The 16,016-nt window shown below is 46.4% G+C and carries 18 protein-coding genes and 1 pseudogene; 8 read left to right on the forward strand and 11 right to left on the reverse strand.

Annotated features, from left to right (window positions below):
• Positions 1 to 325 precede the first annotated feature (325 nt).
• Positions 326 to 1,048 (reverse strand): winged helix-turn-helix domain-containing protein, encoded by a 723-nt coding sequence (locus BOQ04_RS08770; RefSeq protein WP_076024367.1) that lies wholly within the window; start codon positions 1,046 to 1,048, stop codon positions 326 to 328.
• Between the two features lie 124 nt (positions 1,049 to 1,172).
• Between BOQ04_RS08770 and BOQ04_RS08775 the strand changes: the two genes are divergently transcribed.
• Positions 1,173 to 1,862, forward strand: a complete 690-nt coding sequence (locus tag BOQ04_RS08775; protein WP_158025493.1) for a response regulator transcription factor — start codon at positions 1,173 to 1,175, stop codon at positions 1,860 to 1,862.
• 1 nt (position 1,863) lies between these two features.
• Here BOQ04_RS08775 and lipA read toward each other — a convergent pair.
• From lipA to BOQ04_RS08805, 6 genes and pseudogenes are all read right to left on the reverse strand, one after another.
• A pseudogene (gene lipA / locus BOQ04_RS08780) lies at positions 1,864 to 2,832 on the reverse strand (lipoyl synthase); the annotation flags it as partial.
• A 53-nt stretch (positions 2,833 to 2,885) separates the two neighbouring features.
• The gene (lipB, locus tag BOQ04_RS08785; protein ID WP_076024370.1) at positions 2,886 to 3,530 is read right to left on the reverse strand and encodes a lipoyl(octanoyl) transferase LipB; all 645 of its coding nucleotides are present in this window, start codon (positions 3,528 to 3,530) and stop codon (positions 2,886 to 2,888) included.
• Positions 3,531 to 3,541: 11 nt separating this feature from the next.
• The gene (locus tag BOQ04_RS08790; RefSeq protein WP_076024371.1) at positions 3,542 to 3,808 is read right to left on the reverse strand and encodes a DUF493 family protein; all 267 of its coding nucleotides are present in this window, start codon (positions 3,806 to 3,808) and stop codon (positions 3,542 to 3,544) included.
• A gap of 7 nt (positions 3,809 to 3,815) precedes the next feature.
• Positions 3,816 to 4,532 (reverse strand): alpha/beta hydrolase, encoded by a 717-nt coding sequence (locus BOQ04_RS08795; protein WP_076024372.1) that lies wholly within the window; start codon positions 4,530 to 4,532, stop codon positions 3,816 to 3,818.
• Positions 4,533 to 4,544: 12 nt separating this feature from the next.
• On the reverse strand, positions 4,545 to 4,853 hold the full coding sequence (locus tag BOQ04_RS08800; RefSeq protein ID WP_076024373.1) for a (2Fe-2S) ferredoxin domain-containing protein: 309 nt from the start codon (positions 4,851 to 4,853) through the stop codon (positions 4,545 to 4,547).
• Between the two features lie 7 nt (positions 4,854 to 4,860).
• Entirely contained in the window at positions 4,861 to 5,958 is a 1,098-nt protein-coding gene (locus BOQ04_RS08805) for a VanZ family protein (RefSeq protein WP_076024374.1), read from the reverse strand.
• A 38-nt stretch (positions 5,959 to 5,996) separates the two neighbouring features.
• Here BOQ04_RS08805 and BOQ04_RS08810 point away from each other — a divergent pair, with 38 nt between their 5' ends.
• The gene (locus tag BOQ04_RS08810) at positions 5,997 to 6,800 is read left to right on the forward strand and encodes a biotin--[acetyl-CoA-carboxylase] ligase (RefSeq protein ID WP_076024661.1); all 804 of its coding nucleotides are present in this window, start codon (positions 5,997 to 5,999) and stop codon (positions 6,798 to 6,800) included.
• Entirely contained in the window at positions 6,797 to 7,618 is an 822-nt protein-coding gene (locus BOQ04_RS08815; RefSeq protein ID WP_076024375.1) for a type III pantothenate kinase, read from the forward strand. Before BOQ04_RS08810 ends, BOQ04_RS08815 begins: the two co-directional genes overlap by 4 nt.
• Here BOQ04_RS08815 and rfaE2 read toward each other — a convergent pair.
• Positions 7,615 to 8,103 (reverse strand): D-glycero-beta-D-manno-heptose 1-phosphate adenylyltransferase, encoded by a 489-nt coding sequence (gene rfaE2, locus BOQ04_RS08820; RefSeq protein WP_076024376.1) that lies wholly within the window; start codon positions 8,101 to 8,103, stop codon positions 7,615 to 7,617. The two genes, BOQ04_RS08815 and rfaE2, sit on opposite strands and share 4 nt — an antisense overlap.
• An 88-nt stretch (positions 8,104 to 8,191) precedes the next feature.
• Between rfaE2 and BOQ04_RS08825 the strand changes: the two genes are divergently transcribed.
• Genes BOQ04_RS08825 through BOQ04_RS08845 form a run of 5 tightly spaced genes read left to right on the forward strand, consistent with a single transcriptional unit; the run spans position 8,192 to position 12,975 of the window.
• Positions 8,192 to 8,764 (forward strand): glutathione peroxidase, encoded by a 573-nt coding sequence (locus BOQ04_RS08825; RefSeq protein ID WP_076024377.1) that lies wholly within the window; start codon positions 8,192 to 8,194, stop codon positions 8,762 to 8,764.
• Positions 8,764 to 10,152: an NAD(P)/FAD-dependent oxidoreductase gene (locus tag BOQ04_RS08830; protein ID WP_076024378.1), complete on the forward strand. Its 1,389-nt coding sequence runs from the start codon at positions 8,764 to 8,766 to the stop codon at positions 10,150 to 10,152. The genes BOQ04_RS08825 and BOQ04_RS08830 overlap by 1 nt, the downstream gene beginning before the upstream one ends.
• On the forward strand, positions 10,153 to 10,938 hold the full coding sequence (locus BOQ04_RS08835) for a DUF1365 domain-containing protein (RefSeq protein ID WP_076024379.1): 786 nt from the start codon (positions 10,153 to 10,155) through the stop codon (positions 10,936 to 10,938).
• On the forward strand, positions 10,935 to 12,209 hold the full coding sequence (locus BOQ04_RS08840) for an SAM-dependent methyltransferase (RefSeq protein WP_076024380.1): 1,275 nt from the start codon (positions 10,935 to 10,937) through the stop codon (positions 12,207 to 12,209). Before BOQ04_RS08835 ends, BOQ04_RS08840 begins: the two co-directional genes overlap by 4 nt.
• Positions 12,190 to 12,975: an SDR family NAD(P)-dependent oxidoreductase gene (locus BOQ04_RS08845; protein ID WP_076024381.1), complete on the forward strand. Its 786-nt coding sequence runs from the start codon at positions 12,190 to 12,192 to the stop codon at positions 12,973 to 12,975. The genes BOQ04_RS08840 and BOQ04_RS08845 overlap by 20 nt, the downstream gene beginning before the upstream one ends.
• 4 nt (positions 12,976 to 12,979) lie before the next feature.
• Here the strand turns inward: BOQ04_RS08845 and BOQ04_RS08850 are convergent, their stop codons facing one another.
• The 3 genes from BOQ04_RS08850 to argS are packed head-to-tail and all read right to left on the reverse strand — an operon-like array spanning position 12,980 to position 16,005.
• Complete coding sequence (locus BOQ04_RS08850; protein WP_076024382.1) at positions 12,980 to 13,621, reverse strand: thiol:disulfide interchange protein DsbA/DsbL; 642 nt, start codon at positions 13,619 to 13,621, stop codon at positions 12,980 to 12,982.
• Positions 13,618 to 14,238: an SPOR domain-containing protein gene (locus BOQ04_RS08855; protein WP_076024383.1), complete on the reverse strand. Its 621-nt coding sequence runs from the start codon at positions 14,236 to 14,238 to the stop codon at positions 13,618 to 13,620. Before BOQ04_RS08855 ends, BOQ04_RS08850 begins: the two co-directional genes overlap by 4 nt.
• A 39-nt stretch (positions 14,239 to 14,277) precedes the next feature.
• Complete coding sequence (gene argS / locus BOQ04_RS08860) at positions 14,278 to 16,005, reverse strand: arginine--tRNA ligase (RefSeq protein WP_076024384.1); 1,728 nt, start codon at positions 16,003 to 16,005, stop codon at positions 14,278 to 14,280.
• Positions 16,006 to 16,016: the final 11 nt, after the last annotated feature.

Genomic DNA, 16,016 nt, shown 5'->3' on the forward strand with positions numbered 1-16,016 from the left:
TTATTAAATGGCTAAAAACGTAAAATAATTAATTAACGTCTTTCTGAGCCTTATAAATAAAGGCTCAAATTGATTTAATTTAATTAAAAAATAATTAAATTCAGATTCAAATAAGTAAAATAAAAATTAAAATAAAATGGGGGCATTGCTGATAAACCCAATAAAACCAAGGGTTTATAGGTGTTTCCCCTTATTTTTGAGCATGATCACTCAGGAGCGCCAATGTGGCAGCAGGCGCTAAAAATGAAAATAAAGACTTGAAGTCAGTTTTGTTGCAGATGCACAACAATCTGGCATCCCAATCAAGGCTGGTCGGTTGGAACGACTAAATGCTTTCATCCATAAACCGATAGCCCAAACCCTTATCCGAAACAATCCACTGGGGATTGCTTGCCGAGTCGCCGATTCTTTTGCGGATTTTGCCGATATAAAGAACTACATAGTGACTATTAAAGGGCTTATCGACCCCCCAAACATGGGAAAAAATTTGCTGCTGAGTCAGCAGTACACCTTTGTTTTTCTCAAAATATTTGAGGAGCCGATACTCGATGGGCGATAAGTTGCTAGTCTCGCCATTCAAGGAAATCGTGTGCTTTGTAAAGTCAATGACACAGTCGCCAAGTTGCATGATTTCCGAAGCCGGCGCCTTCTCAAACCCATATCTGCGTATCAATGCCTTCATTTTGGCTAGCATTTCACGGGGGGTCTCATTGGGACTGAGGCACTCATTCAAGCCTGTATTAATCAATGCCACTTTCTCATGACCCTCTAAAGCAATGCCATAAGTGGCAACTGGCAGCGTATCTTGAGCACGCAAGAGTTTGAGTTCCGCAAACAATCGATCCATGATGGCTTGATCTGCTCTGCCAAGCACAAACAGAATGATGTCCAAATGATGGACAGATTCGCTATTGATCTCAGTGAGAACTTGCAGATGCTCATCTGGAATCTCTGCGGCAAACGAGATGCTCATGAGATCGACAGGAGCGCCCAAAAAAATGCATCCAATCTTGCCAACCCAAGGCTGATTCTTAATAAATGCAGGCACTATCTATTTTTCCGAGGATGGTTGCATGATCATATGTAAACAGTATGAGCCCAAGGCCTTGCAAATGTTAGAATTTTTTCAAAGCTGGGGCCCAATAGCCCTCGCAATATATCATTGCTCCGAGATGATCACAATTTTAGTAATCGAAGACGAGAACTCGCTTCAACTTTTGTTGAAAAGACTATTTGGTCGAGAAGGCTTTAAAACCTTTGCCGCAAAAAATGGTAGCGAAGGCATGCAGTTGGCCAAGTCAAGACGTCCAGACTTAATCATCTTGGATCTTGGGCTTCCTGACGTCAATGGCCAGTATGTGATTTCTGAAATCCGTAAATGGTCTAAGGTGCCGATCATTGCTGTATCCGCCTTTAATGATGAAAACACCATCGTCAATATCCTAGAGCTGGGGGCAGACGCCTTTCTAGAAAAGCCTTTTTCCCTAGATGAGCTCAATGCGCGCATTCGCCTATTTCTGCGCAAGAAGATGATCGACAATTCCTCTGATTTATCACTGCAATTAGGTGATCTAAAAATTAGCAATTTAGACAGAAAGCTGCAGGGGCCCAAAGGCAGTATCAGCCTAAGCGTATTCGAATATCGCGTGCTCTCTCTTTTGCTCACTCAACCGGGGAAAATTTTCTCCCACGAAGAGCTGATCAATGAAATCTGGGGGCCATCCTACAAGCATGCCATTGGCTCACTACGAGTCAGCATTTGGGGAATTAAGAACAAGATAGCGGAAGCTGGAGAAACGCGCGAATTGATTTCTTCAATTCCTAAAGTGGGCTACTCCATCAACCCACTAGTCCTTACTTAAATCAAGCGATTTGATTTTCCATTAGGCCGGCATGATGGGCCTGCTGGTCAGCGTGATAGCTCGAACGCACCATAGCACCGACTGCCGCATGCGAAAAGCCCATGGCATAAGCCTCTTTTTCAAAATGCTTAAAGACATCTGGATGAACATAACGCTGCACTGGGAGATGATGTCCAGAAGGCGCTAGGTATTGGCCAATCGTGAGCATGTCAATATTGTGCTCGCGCATGTCGCGCATCACTTTCAAGATTTCTTCATCGGTTTCGCCCAGACCCACCATTAAGCCACTCTTGGTTGGGATATGCGGGAAGCGCTCTTTAAATTCTTTCAACAACTTCAATGAATGCGCATAATCAGCGCCGGGACGAGCCTGCTTGTACAGACGTGGCACGGTTTCTAAATTGTGATTCATCACATCAGGCAAACCTTGTGGCGCATGCTCAGAAAAAATATCGAGAGCCTTGTCAAGACGACCCCGAAAATCTGGCACCAATACTTCAATACGTGTCTTTGGCGAAAGCGCTCTTGATTGGGAGATGCAATCAACATAGTGCATGGCACCGCCATCACGCAAGTCATCACGATCAACACTTGTAATCACGACGTAATTGAGCTTTAAAGCAGCAATTGTTCTTGCTAAATTGCCTGGCTCTTTTTCATCCAGTGGATCTGGTCTACCATGCCCCACATCGCAAAATGGACAACGTCGTGTGCATTTGTCGCCCATGATCATGAAAGTAGCCGTGCCCTTACCAAAGCACTCACCAATATTGGGGCAACTGGCTTCTTCACATACTGTAACCAATTCATTCTCACGCAAGATCTTTTTGATTTCAGAAAAACGTGAATTGCCTGAGGCTGCCTTTACCCTAATCCAATCCGGTTTTTTCAATACCTCTGCCAACGGAACAATCTTGATTGGAATGCGCGCAGTCTTCTCGCTCGACTTTTGCTTACGCGTTGCATCGTAAGCCAAGTCTTGGCGTACTTCTTTATCGGAATTGATACTTGTTTTGTCAGTGGTCATGATTTGATCAATTGCTGTTGCAAATGCCCTAAGAGCGTTTGGCTAATAAGATCTATATTGTCCCCGATCCCAAGGGTTTGCATATCAACCGTCTTCAAACCCTCATAGCCGCAAGGATGAATACGGGCAAAAGCCCCTAAATCAGTGGCCACATTGAGGGCTAAACCATGATACGAGCACCCTTTTGAGACCTTTAAGCCCAGTGCAGCGATCTTAGCGCCCACCCAAGACTGGGATATTTCATCTTGTTCTGCCACATAAATGCCCGGTGCTCCAGCATGCCTCTCCGCCTTCAATCCATATTCAGCGAGCGTATCGATGAGGGCTTGCTCAATCCGCAAAACCAATTCTTTTACAAAGATACCTAATCGACGTAGATCCAAGAGCAGGTAAATCACAATCTGCCCTGGTCCATGATAGGTAATCTCACCCCCACGATCAACCTGCACCAATGGAATTTGATTGCTCGGTGAATGCAAATTACCCGCATCTCCAGCCAATCCCAAAGTAAATACCGGTGGGTGCTCTAAGACCCAAATCTCATCAGGAGTATCGCTATCGCGCTCTTGTGTAAATGAACGCATCGCTTCATAAGTCGATGAATAATCCACCAAACCCAAATGCTTGACTAGGATGGTCATGAAGACTGCAACTAGAGAACGATGCTCACGAGCGGATGAGTAGAGAGGGTGCGATACAACTCATCCAACTGCTCGCGACTGGTTGCAGTAATTGGCAAAGTCAGGCCTAAATAGTTACCATCTTTTGATGGCCGCTGCTCCACCTTGCTTTCATCAAAAGTCGGATCAAATTGTTTTGCAATGTGCACAATGGCCGGCAAATATTCTGGGCTAGCTTTGCCCATCACCTTAATCGGAAATTCTGATGGGTATTCAATTAAAGATTTTTCTTCAGTCATAGCGCTCTCACTTAATGCGATGATCAGGCATGCCTAACCAAGCGCCTGTAATAATGTTTCGGATGCAATGCAGTCTGCGATGAAAGAAGTGGTCTGCACCAGGCACCACCTGCACGGTTAACTCCTGTGGTCGCGCCCAATCCAGTACCGCACCCAAGGTAATGGTTTCGTCCACCTCACCATGAATCAATATCGTATCTGCTGGTACTGGCACCAACTCCCATTTGCCGGCAGCACTACCCACCATCACTAAACGCTCTGCCGGTCTCCCCAATTCAGCTAGGCGTTGCACAAGATGCGTGCCCACGTAACTTCCAAATGAAAAGCCAGAGACCACTAAAGGCAATGTATTGGCTGCACTCACCCATGCTTGATGCTCAATCGCAGGTAAATGCGCCCAACTCGATGGGGTGCGCATCCAATCAGTGACATGTAACAAGTCTTCTAGCTCGCCAACGCCATCATCATGAATTCCGCCGGTATCACCCACGCCACGAAAATTAGGCCGAACACTGACATAACCCAACTGATTAAAAGCGCGTGCCATCGTCTGCGCTACTTTGTTATCCATGGTTCCACCCATGAGCGGGTGAGGATGCGCTACTAAGGCTAGGCCACGCACTGCAAAGTGAGGGTCATTCTTGAGCTCATCTGGCAAATCAATTGACATCTGAATGGGGCCAACCAAGCCATCAATATGAATAATTTGTGTACGGCTGTTCATTTTGCAAACTTTCTAAACTAATTGCAAACGCTCTACAGGATTTCCTGCAATCAAATGAGACTGAATAATTTCTTCCACGTCTTCCGTATCAACCAATGTATACCAAACTCCAGACGGATAAACTACCAATACTGGGCCGTCAGCACATCGATCAAGGCAACCCGCCTTGTTGATGCGGATTTTGCCGGGCCCCGATAGACCAAGTTCTTTGATGCGATTTTTTGCGTACTCAAATAAAGCAAAGGCATTGTGTCGCTCACAACAATCCTCACCATTTGCGCGCTGGTTTAAACAGAAAAAAACATGGTGCTTAAAGCTCATACAAATTTCATTCAGAGTAAGTTTTAAAAGGCAGCGCATTTCGTACTGCCCAAATCAATGCCATTGGTAACCATACCACCGAAACCCATTGCATGAGCTCATTAAAATGCAATAGAGGCCCTTGATACCAATGGCGCATGGTTAAAACGAAATATGGATTATCAGGCAGTAAGTTGACTGCAATCGTTGCCGCAAGCAAGCAGAGAAAAGCAAGCCAAAATTTCATTGCATTGGAAAAGCGCAAAGCCCACCTGAGGGCCAGACTGGCTAAGGCCATTCCCCAAGCAGCCCCAGCGGTTAACCAGAGCAAGCTTAATTCAATCCCAAATTGCAGAGCAGTAAAAAAAATCTTGACTACGAGTGTTACACACAGCAGCTCATTGAGAATGCGCCATTGCGGCGCTTTGACCCTCATGCCCAAGGAAAGCAATAAAGCCGTCCCGAACCAGCAAACCGCGGTAATCACCGTTTCTTGGGCAACCTGATTGATGACGGTAGTGCCCCAATCAATCGAACCAAAAATGGCATGACCCCAAACACCCATCCCTAACCATGAACTTTGTGGATAAATCTGTGACCACGGAAATAAGATAAATAAGGCGCAAGCGCCCCAATTTGCCCCAAACCAAAGATCAAAGCGCCGCCGAATCGCACTGCCTGAAAGCCATTGAGGACCCAAAGGAATGGCGAGCAGGCCGCCCAAGAGACCTCCCAACATATTGGTCCACCAGTCGATTTGACTGGGTATACGCGTTGGCAACCAGGTTTGTAAAGATTCGACACTAAATGCCAAAATAGCCGTCAAGGTCAGCGTCATACCCAAGGCCACAAAGTTTTGCCAACGTGGATAAGCAGCAAATACCAACAAAAACCCCAAGGGAATATATGCCAAGATATTCACAGATACATCAAAAACCGTTATGAAACGCGGCAATGGCGCATCTAGCCAAGCCCATCCGGCAACCCCATTTTGAAAGTCAAAATCAAAGGGGTTTAAGCTCACGTAAATAATGAGCAAAGCATAAGCAATACTGATGACTCTGGCCAGAGGCATGGCCTGGAGCGGCCAAATAAACTTGCGGGGACGTATTTCTTCCGGATGCATTCCCCAATTCTAGGTCAGACCTTTCTACAATGGACAAAATGAGCACAAATTGCATCCTTGAACGCGTAGAAGAGACCCGGTCGACCAATGACGATCTGCTAGGGCGCTGGCGCGCTGGCGAGCTAAGCTGCCCAGTAGCCCGCATTGCCTATCGGCAAACCGCTGGTAAAGGCAGGGCTGGACGATCCTGGTTAGCAAACCCAGAAGACTCCCTTTGCTTTTCCTTAGCCTACCCCTTCAAAAAAAATATTGCTCAGCTGAGCGGCCTGAGTTTGGTGGCAGGGCTAGCAGTGATTACCGGCATCAGCACCGCCCTCAACTTGGACCTGACTACCCTACATCGACAAGGCTTACGACTGAAATGGCCCAATGATCTCTTAATCCATCAGGCTAAATTAGGTGGCATCTTGATTGAGGGTGGCCAAACAAAGCCTACAGAATCGACATGGATGGTGATTGGAGTAGGAATAAACCTAGGCCATGCCATGAAAATCCAGACTCAACTTCAATCTATCGGAGCTCAAAAGGTCGCCGCCTTAGATGAGTTGATGGGCTCTGAAAATGATGCGCTACCAGAAGTTGATTTCCTCTGGCTCAAGATCATTGAATCACTCGAACACTATTTAACCCAATTTGAAGAAGGCGGTTTTTCCCAGTTTCGCGACCAGTGGATGAAATGGGATGCCTATCAAGATCAAGCCGTTAGCATCTTAGGTGGGGGCAAGCAGCCGATTGAAGGGCTCGCTAAAGGTGTGGATGAGACTGGGGCCTTACTTCTCGAGCAGGCAGGTAAGATCATCACCATCCATGCCGGCGATGTTTCTTTGCGAGTTCAACCATGAGTCTGTATTTAGTATTTGATGTTGGCAATACACGCCTGAAATGGGCCGCCGTTGAATCCACCCAAAATCCCGCCGATCGACAAAAAAAGGGGTGGGCTTACTCTGGGTCTATTAGCACCAAGCTGCTTGCATCTGCAGATCACCGCACAGAACTGGCTGACTATATTGCCAAGACGATTCCCAAACCGGATGCCATTGGCTTTTGCTGTGTTGCTGGCAGCGAGGCTATTGCCAATCTTCAATCCCTCTTTCCCCAATGGAACGATGTCTCGTGGAAACAGCTACAAGGGGATAGCATCTATCCAGGCATTCGCACCTTGTATGCAGATCCTGTGAAATTAGGGGCTGACCGTTGGGCTGCCGTTATTGGAGCCCGCGCACTCGCGACTAGCAACACCCTAGTCATTAGCGCAGGCACGGCCACTACGATTGATTTATTAGGCAGTAACGGTGTTCATTATGGCGGCTGGATCATGCCTGGCTTGGCCTTGATGCAAGAAAGCTTGCATACCAATACCGCCCAACTGCCCCTAGTCGAAAGCGACCCTCGGCAAGCACAATCAGGGGGCTTTGGGCTTTCCACTACAGAAGCGATTGGCTTTGGCTGCGAAGCTGCTCAGTTTGGCGCCATTACACGCGCCGTGCAATTAGCCAAAGAAATCAATCACCCAATTGAGCGTATTTGGATTGATGGCGGAAATGCCCCAATTTTGGCAAAACAACTTGATCTCTTAGCTAAGCAATGTGGCCTATTAATAGAACCAATTGAAGGTTTAGTACTGCGTGGAATTTGGGCGTGGTTACTAAAGGCGTCTTAAGACCGAATACGCCCTAATAATTTTGTTGTAGAACGCTCATATAAAAACGGAATGGCAACCGCTGTTCCACCCCAGCTTTTTACCAGACGAGTTTCTTCCAAGGCATCAATCTCATAATCCCCGCCCTTCACATAAATATCAGGGCGAATTTGCGCAATCAGATTTACGGGGGTTTGCTCCCTAAACAGCACTGTCATATCAACACTAGCCAAGGCAGCCAGCAGGGCCTGGCGATCTTCTTCAGAATTAATAGGCCGGTCGTCGCCTTTGCCAAGCATCTTTACCGATGCATCCGAATTCACCCCCACCACTAAGCTAGCCCCCAAATCACGTGCTTGGGCCAAATAACTAGCATGCCCACGATGCAGAATATCAAACACCCCATTCGTGAAGACTAAAGGTCTAGGCAATTGGGCAATGCGAGCCTGCAAATCCCCTGGAGGACATACTTTTGACTCAAATGAAGGCGGTAGTAAGGTGCTCATGTCTCAATATTAATAGCATTGACTAAATCCCAGCGATATTGTCCAGAATGTCTTAGACTGGGCGCTATCCATTACAACGCCAAAGACCATGATCAAGCGCCTGCTCAGTACTAGCTTAATTGCCTTTTTTCTTCTCACTTCTATGATCGGAATGGTTCACGCTGCGCCGGCTACATGCAGTCCTCTACTTTCCCATACCTTCCCCCGCTTGCAAGATGAGACCCCTCAAAACCTATGTCAGTACCAGGGCAAGGTCATTCTGGTGGTCAATACAGCCAGTTATTGTGGCTTTACCAGTCAATACGACGGCCTTGAAAAACTGTATGCCAAATACAAAGATCAGGGGCTGGTTGTTCTGGGCTTTCCATCAAATGATTTTGGACAACAAGAGCCTGGCAGCAATAAGGAAATTGCTGACTTTTGCAAAAATACCTATGACGTCAAGTTTCCCATGTTTGCTAAATCATCAGTCAGCGGGTCTTCTGCCAACCCATTATTTAAGATGCTCATTGCAAAAACGGGCACCACACCGAAATGGAATTTTTATAAATACCTAATAGATCGCAATGGCAATGTGATCGATTCCTATAACAGCATGACTAAACCCACCAGCGAAAGCATTGTGAATGCAATTGAAAAATTGCTACAGGAAAAAATATAGTGAGCAAGAAAAAAGTTGCCATTATTGGCGCAGGAATATCCGGTCTTGGATGTGCCTACGCACTAAGAAATGATCCAAATATAGAAGTCACGATTTTCGAGGGTGGCTCGCATATTGGCGGCCATAGTAATACCGTTGATATGACCCTGCAGACACCAGCAGGACCCATCACCCATGGGATTGATACAGGATTTTTGGTTTTCAATCGCAAAACGTATCCCCGCCTTGTCAGACTCTTTGAAGAAATTGCCGTGCCAATTAGCGCATCAGAAATGTCATTTTCTGTTTCGATTGACCAAGGACGCTCCTCCTTCTTTCACAAAAAGATCGAGTGGGCGGGCAATGATCTCAATTCCTTTTTTGGCCAAAGAGTAAATTTGTTATCGCCGTCTTTTTGGAGAATGGCTTATGACATCCTCCGTTTTAATCGCTTGGCAACAAAGCTCGCTCATCAGCACATTGCAAATGAAACCGATTACCTAGAACCACAAGAGTCAATTGATCAATTTCTAAATCGTTACCGCTTTAGTTCTAGTTTTCGGGAAAATTATTTCCTGCCAATGATTGGTGCAATCTGGTCTTGCTCCGTAGAACAAATGCTGGAGTTTCCGATTCAAACCATGGTGCGCTTTTGCCATAACCATGGCTTACTCCAGATTCAAAATCGACCCCAATGGCTTACTGTCAAAGGTGGCTCACGTGAATATGTGAAACGACTTGTAGCGGTATTAGAAAGTCACCAGGTAAAAATAATCCGCGAAAGCGTTCATCAAATCAATGCGGCCTCTGAGGCTCAGCCCATGGTTGAAGTAATGAGCCAAGTTGGGTCTAGCTGGTTTGATGAGGTAGTCATGGCCTGTCATAGCGATCAATCACTTGGGCTGGTACATGGAATTACCCAAGAAGCTAAGCATATTTTGGCCTCGATTCCGTATCAACAAAATCGCGCCATCCTGCATACCGATCGGCATTTTTTACCGCAAGCAGAACGTTGTTGGGCTGCCTGGAACTACACCGCAAAATCCGGTGTTGCAAGCACTTCAACAAAACATGTCAGCGTGCATTACCTCATCAATCGCCTGCAACCCTTACCTCAGGCAATTGAACAAGTGCCTATCATTGTGAGCCTAAATCCTTTAACCAATCCTGATGAAAAACTCGTCCATGCGGAAATTGAATACGCCCATCCGGTTTTTGATATGCGCGCAATTCAGGCTCAAAAAGAATTGCCCCTCATACAGGGATTGAACTCCATTTGGTATTGTGGTGCGTGGACTGGATTTGGCTTTCATGAAGATGGCTTGCGCTCAGGTGAATTGGTAGCCAAGGATTTGCTGGAGAGCATCCACTCCCCGTCGCGATTCAACCCAAGCTCAAGCACTCAGTAAATGCATCAGGCAACTATTAATTTTGGCTTGGTAAAGCATCGCCGTTTTCGGCCTGCATCCAATGCATTTGGATATGGTGTTTTTACCTTATCCATACCCATGCGCTCACGAAAAAAAGAGTCTGACTTATTAAGTAAATGCGGTCTTGGGGATAATCAAAATAAATTATTGTCTTTCTTTGACAAAGATCATGGTGAAGGCGGCTCTGACAGCTTGCAATGGATTGAAAACATTCTTCAAGAAAATCAAATACCCCATGTTGATGGTGAAATTTGGTTGCAAACCTTTCCAAGGGTACTTGCTTACGTCTTTAATCCTGTCAGTTTTTGGATCTGCACTCGCGCTGACGGGCAAGTACAAGCAGTCTTAGCTGAAGTCAATAACACCTTTGGCGAGCGTCATTGCTATTTACTTTATAAGGAATCTGGTGAGGCCTTACGATCTGGTGAGACTCTCAAAAGTAAAAAGGTGTTTCATGTTTCTCCTTTTTGTGATGTCACGGGGGAATATCATTTCCGCTTCTTATTTCCCCAGGATAGTCAGAGCAAAAGGAATAGTGTTTGCAGAATCGAATTACACCGAGATGGTATGCCCTTGATTAATACCAGCATCAGCGGAATGAGCTCACCCCTTTCAAAGCGCGCCCTATATAGTGCTTTCTTGCGCTACCCACTAATGAGCTTAGGTGTGGTTATGCGCATTCACTGGCAAGCATTGAAATTATTTGTAAAAGGTGTACCCTTTCATTCAAAGCCAACACCCCCTGAATTTGAGGTTAGTAGATGAATCGCCCAGGCCAAACTTTACTCTCACGCCTATATTTTTCCAAGGCCGAGAAACCAAATACCCTGATACCCCGAAACCGCTGGAGCACCAAAACAGTCTTAAGCCTGTTAGTGCAATTGCGCGCTGGGCATCTGCGTCTGACACTCCCAGATGGTCAGATAAAAGAATTTGGCAAGCCGAACGATGAACTGCATGCCGATATAGACATTCTAGACTGGGCTGTATTTAAAGAGCTTCTCTCTCATGGTGATATTGGCTTTGCGGAATGCTACATTCGCGGCCAATGGAGCACATCGAACCTGAAAAGTCTTCTCGAGCTAGCTATTCGCAATCGCACAGTTTTAGAAAAAGCGATTTACGGGCACTGGCTTGGCTCCCTGTTTTATCGCTTGAAGCATTGGCTCAGGGATAACAGTAAAGAAGGCAGCCGCAAAAATATTCACGCGCACTATGACTTAGGCAATGCCTTTTACACCCTTTGGCTAGACCCAACGATGAGTTACTCGAGCGCATGGTTCTCTGGTGCCGATAAAGAATCGCTAGCAGAAGCACAAAAAGCAAAGATTGCCCGCATTCTGGACTCATTAAATACAAAACCCGGAGATCGCATCTTAGAAATTGGTTGCGGATGGGGCGGCGTGATGGAAGAGGCTTTGCGTAAACAGACCAGCATTACCGGCCTGACTTTATCTACCGAGCAGCAGGCCTTTGCACAGCATCGCTTAGAGGGGGTGCAAAAAGAACTTACAAGACCGCCTGGGTTTGAAGTGCGTCTGCAAGACTATCGTGACTGCAATGAGCAATTCGATGGGATTGCCTCAGTTGAAATGTTTGAAGCCGTTGGTGAAAAGCATTGGCCAGAATTTTTTCAGACTGTTGCAAAAAATCTCAAGGCAGGCGGTAAAGCATGCATACAAACTATCGTTATTGCAGAAGAATTTTTCGAGCGGTATCGTGCTGGCACTGACTTTATTCAGCAGTATGTATTCCCCGGGGGTATGCTGCCATCGATTGAGAGGTTTAGATCCAGCGCCGCCAAGGCCGGTCTAAAAGTAGAGGGTGAATTTGCCTTCGGACAGGACTACGCCAAGACCTTATGCATATGGCGAGATCAGTTCAATGCCAAACTACAAGAAGTCAAACAACTTGGATTTGATGAGGCATTTATTCGCTTGTGGAATTTTTATTTAATGTATTGTGCTGCTGGGTTTTCAGAGCGCAGTATTGATGTTGTGCAATTTACACTAAGCCATGAAACAAAACGGCATTGATACCTTTTTTGGTAAACGCATCTGGATTATTGGAGCCTCTAGCGGCATAGGCGAGGCATGCGCCAATGCGCTCATGGCTTCAGGAGCTAAGGTAGCCTTGTCAGCCAGACGAGTTGAACGCCTCAATATCATGGCAGCCAAAGCAAAAGACAATCACTGGGGGTCAGCATTGATTGTGCCACTTGATGTCACAGAGCAATCTCAGGTTGAGGAAGGCTATCAAACCATTCTCAATCTTTGGGGTGGTCTTGATATCCTACTGTTTGTATCTGGCGTATACGTTCCTCTGCGCGCCGATAACTTTGAATATGAAGCCGCGAAAAAAACCATTGATGCCAATCTTATAGGCCCAATGGGGGCTGTAGCTACAGTACTCCCCCATATGCTTCGAGCGCACTGCGGTCATATTGCAATTGTTGGTAGCGTTGCAGGCTATAGTGGGCTACCAAAAGCGCTTGCTTATGGCCCTAGCAAGGCAGGCATTATTAATTTTTGCGAAACCCTCTATTACGACTTATTGCCAACCGGGGTCAGCGTACACATGATTTCCCCGGGATTTGTTGCCACGGAGGCAACGGCGCAAAATGATTTTTATATGCCAGCACTCATTAGCGCAGATCAGGCAGCACAAGCAATTTTGCAAGGCATCAAGAAGGGGAAGTTTGATATTCACTTCCCCAAGCGTTTTTCGGGCTTTCTGAAATTTCTCAGAATTTTGCCCTACCCCATTTACTTCTGGTTTGTACGCCGCTTTTTAGCGATCTAAACGTTTACTTATATTTGTCTTTGCGGACCTTTTCGACCAAGTAATCCATCACCAAGAGCGCCTTCGCCTTAGTTCCAGCTATTGATGGTGAAGTGACATACTTTCCTTGAATCACCACGGTTGGTACGCCATCAATCCGATAGGCTTCAGCAAGCTGCTTGGCTGCACGCACTTTAGATACCACCGCAAAGGAATGGTAAGTAGTTAAAAAGGTATTGCGGTCTAAACCTTGAGCAACTGCCCAATCTGCGATTTCAGACTCCGTCAAAAGATGATTGTTGCTATGGTGAATCGTATCCATCACCTTAATATCTAAATTACTCTTACCCATTACTTGTAGGGTGTAGAACAACTGACTGTGTGGCAAAAAGTCATCACGAAATGCCACGGGCACTCTGCGGAATACAACATCTTTGGGTTGACGCTTTACCCAGGACATCAGATCTGGATCAAAGTCATAGCAATGAGGGCAGCCATACCAAAAGAACTCAATCACCTCGACCTTGCCCTTAGCTTCGACTGGTTGCGCAACTGGTAGGACGCGGTAGTCCAAGCCCTCTTCATATTTTTGAGCCTGGGCAACAGCAATACCACTTAAAGAAATCAGTGCAAGAAAAGTAATGAGTCTTCGATTAAAGGAAATCATGATTTATTCGATTTAATAATGGTTGATTTAACGCCCATGCCACTTAACTTATCGCGCACGGGATTGCTTTCTTCTGGGGTAGTAAATGGGCCAACACGCACACGCCATACAGTATTGCCATCGCTAGTCACTTCGCTCAATTGCGAAGAAATACCTTGAATCGCTAAATTCGCTTTCTGCGCATCAGCGTCTGCGCGTTGAGCATAAGCGCCCACTTGCAAGAAATAAATCGACTCCGCCTTAGGCGTAGCCACAGGGGCTGGGGCATCCGTTGATTTTTTGCCATTAACCAAATCACCAATTGGATCCGAACCATTAGAGGTCGGGACTGGCATGGATTTGCCCTTCAAGCCCTTATTCAAATCTAATGGTTCAGCTGGGGCTGGTGTCTCACCCTCTGCAGTCGCTGGGGCGGATTTAATCGTGAGCGGTAAATTGGGAGCGCGTACCCCAGGTCTTTCTTGTGGAGTATTTTTAGACATGTAAAAGGCGATAAAAAATGCGATGCCCAGACCCACGCCCAGACCCACAATAAAGCCTAAAATCGTGCCGCCGTACTCTGCACTATTGCTGCTCTCACGATGTATGAAGCCAGTTTGTTGATTCGATCTTTTCATCACATCCCCATCTTCTATGTTCACTTCATTGCCTGCAATTTACATCTTAGCCGGAGCGGATACACCTAGTAGTTTTAAACCATTTTCCAATACTTGGCGAGTGGCCGAGAGAAGTGCTAAGCGAGCCAGCTTAAGTGCCTGATCATCTATTAAAACTCGGTCTGCGTTATAGAATGTGTGGAAATCACCTGCTAGATCTCGCAGATAAAAGGCTAAAGCATGTGGCGCCAAATCGGCAGCGGCATCCGCAAGCACTTCAGGGTACTCAGCCAAACGGCGCAACAAGTGATCTGAAGCTTTACTATCGAGCAAGGATAAATCGGCTGCCACTAAGTCAGCAGCTTGTCCGCCCCACTGGGCCAGGATGGAGCAAATACGTGCATGTGCATACTGCACATAAAACACGGGATTCTCATCATTTTGCTGCAAAGCCAAGTCAATATCGAAAACAAATTCAGTATCTGCTTTGCGCGAAATCAAAAAGAAACGTACTGCATCACGCCCACGCTGCAGTGCAAGCTCACGCTCAGCAGAAGTCATTTCAGGCGTAACCCCGCCAGACCATTCGACTAAATCACGCACGGTGACATAGGAACCAGCACGTTTAGAGATTTTGACTTCCTCTCCATTGCGCATCACTGTAACCATTTTATGCAAAACATAGTCTGGGTAAGATTTTGGAATATCCCAGCCACGTTTTAAAGCAACGCCCTGCAAGCCAGAGCGAACACGGGCAATAGTTCCATGGTGATCGCTACCTTGAACATTAATGACCTTCTCAAAGCCACGCTTCCACTTACTAGTATGGTACGCAACGTCTGGTACAAAGTAGGTAAAGCTACCATCCGACTTACGCATGACGCGATCTTTATCATCACCATCATCAGTGGTTTTTAACCACAGCGCACCCTCGGCTTCGTAAGTCTTGCCAATAGTTTGTAAGTCATCCACAATTTGCGCAACACTACCGTCGGTATACAAAGACGACTCTAGGTAATAGCAATCAAATTGCACGCCAAAGGTTTTTAAATCAATATCTTGTTCATTACGTAAATAGGCAACTGCAAATTGACGAATAGCCTCGAGGTCTTCACGATACTCTGGAGATGCTTTGAAGGCTGTAGCAATTTCAGCAATATATTCACCGTTGTAGGCTTGTTCAGGCCAATTCGCATCGCCTGGCTTTAAGCCCTGCAAACGAGCTTGCACTGAGAGCGCCAGATTGGCAATCTGCACGCCAGCATCGTTGTAATAAAACTCGCGGTGTACAGCAATTCCTTGGGTGCCCAATAGATTGGCCAGGGCATCACCGAGTGCCGCCTGGCGGCCATGCCCAACATGAAGTGGTCCTGTTGGGTTTGCGGATACAAACTCAATCATGGCGCTTGGAACTACGCCGCTGCCTTGCGGCAACACGCCAAACTGGGATTTTGCGCCAAGTATTTCTGCAATGACTTTGGTTTTAGCAGCCTTAGTGAGGCGAAAGTTGATAAATCCGGGGCCAGCTATCTCACAAGAGGCAATCAAATCACCGAATCCAGATTGCTGCTGTAAGCGCTCAACTAAGTCCTGCGCCAAATCCCTTGGATTGAGCTTCCAGGCCTTTGAGAGTTGCAGCGCAATGTTGCATGCCACATCGCCATGATCAACTGCCTTAGGGCGCTCTAAACGGGGCTGCGGCACATCCCCAAAGCCACGATCCTGAGCAAGCCCCTGCAAGGCAGCGCTCAGCATGGAAATTAATTGGTTTTTATTATTTGACAACATAGAACAGTGAG

Origin of the sequence: Polynucleobacter sphagniphilus (assembly GCF_001953355.1) — a bacterium.
Classification (GTDB): domain Bacteria; phylum Pseudomonadota; class Gammaproteobacteria; order Burkholderiales; family Burkholderiaceae; genus Polynucleobacter; species Polynucleobacter sphagniphilus.

What these genes read in the sequence shown, in the direction of transcription:
- BOQ04_RS08775 (WP_158025493.1), top strand. Translation starts at nt 1,173, where the DNA reads ATGATCACAATTTTAGTAATCGAAGACGAGAACTCGCTTCAACTTTTG.
- lipB (WP_076024370.1), bottom strand. Translation starts at nt 3,530, where the DNA reads ATGACCATCCTAGTCAAGCATTTGGGTTTGGTGGATTATTCATCGACT.
- BOQ04_RS08790 (WP_076024371.1), bottom strand. Translation starts at nt 3,808, where the DNA reads ATGACTGAAGAAAAATCTTTAATTGAATACCCATCAGAATTTCCGATT.
- BOQ04_RS08795 (WP_076024372.1), bottom strand. Translation starts at nt 4,532, where the DNA reads ATGAACAGCCGTACACAAATTATTCATATTGATGGCTTGGTTGGCCCC.
- BOQ04_RS08800 (WP_076024373.1), bottom strand. Translation starts at nt 4,853, where the DNA reads ATGAGCTTTAAGCACCATGTTTTTTTCTGTTTAAACCAGCGCGCAAAT.
- BOQ04_RS08805 (WP_076024374.1), bottom strand. Translation starts at nt 5,958, where the DNA reads ATGCATCCGGAAGAAATACGTCCCCGCAAGTTTATTTGGCCGCTCCAG.
- BOQ04_RS08810 (WP_076024661.1), top strand. Translation starts at nt 5,997, where the DNA reads ATGAGCACAAATTGCATCCTTGAACGCGTAGAAGAGACCCGGTCGACC.
- BOQ04_RS08815 (WP_076024375.1), top strand. Translation starts at nt 6,797, where the DNA reads ATGAGTCTGTATTTAGTATTTGATGTTGGCAATACACGCCTGAAATGG.
- rfaE2 (WP_076024376.1), bottom strand. Translation starts at nt 8,103, where the DNA reads ATGAGCACCTTACTACCGCCTTCATTTGAGTCAAAAGTATGTCCTCCA.
- BOQ04_RS08825 (WP_076024377.1), top strand. Translation starts at nt 8,192, where the DNA reads ATGATCAAGCGCCTGCTCAGTACTAGCTTAATTGCCTTTTTTCTTCTC.
- BOQ04_RS08835 (WP_076024379.1), top strand. Translation starts at nt 10,153, where the DNA reads ATGCATCAGGCAACTATTAATTTTGGCTTGGTAAAGCATCGCCGTTTT.
- BOQ04_RS08840 (WP_076024380.1), top strand. Translation starts at nt 10,935, where the DNA reads ATGAATCGCCCAGGCCAAACTTTACTCTCACGCCTATATTTTTCCAAG.
- BOQ04_RS08845 (WP_076024381.1), top strand. Translation starts at nt 12,190, where the DNA reads ATGAAACAAAACGGCATTGATACCTTTTTTGGTAAACGCATCTGGATT.
- BOQ04_RS08850 (WP_076024382.1), bottom strand. Translation starts at nt 13,621, where the DNA reads ATGATTTCCTTTAATCGAAGACTCATTACTTTTCTTGCACTGATTTCT.
- BOQ04_RS08855 (WP_076024383.1), bottom strand. Translation starts at nt 14,238, where the DNA reads ATGAAAAGATCGAATCAACAAACTGGCTTCATACATCGTGAGAGCAGC.
- argS (WP_076024384.1), bottom strand. Translation starts at nt 16,005, where the DNA reads ATGTTGTCAAATAATAAAAACCAATTAATTTCCATGCTGAGCGCTGCC.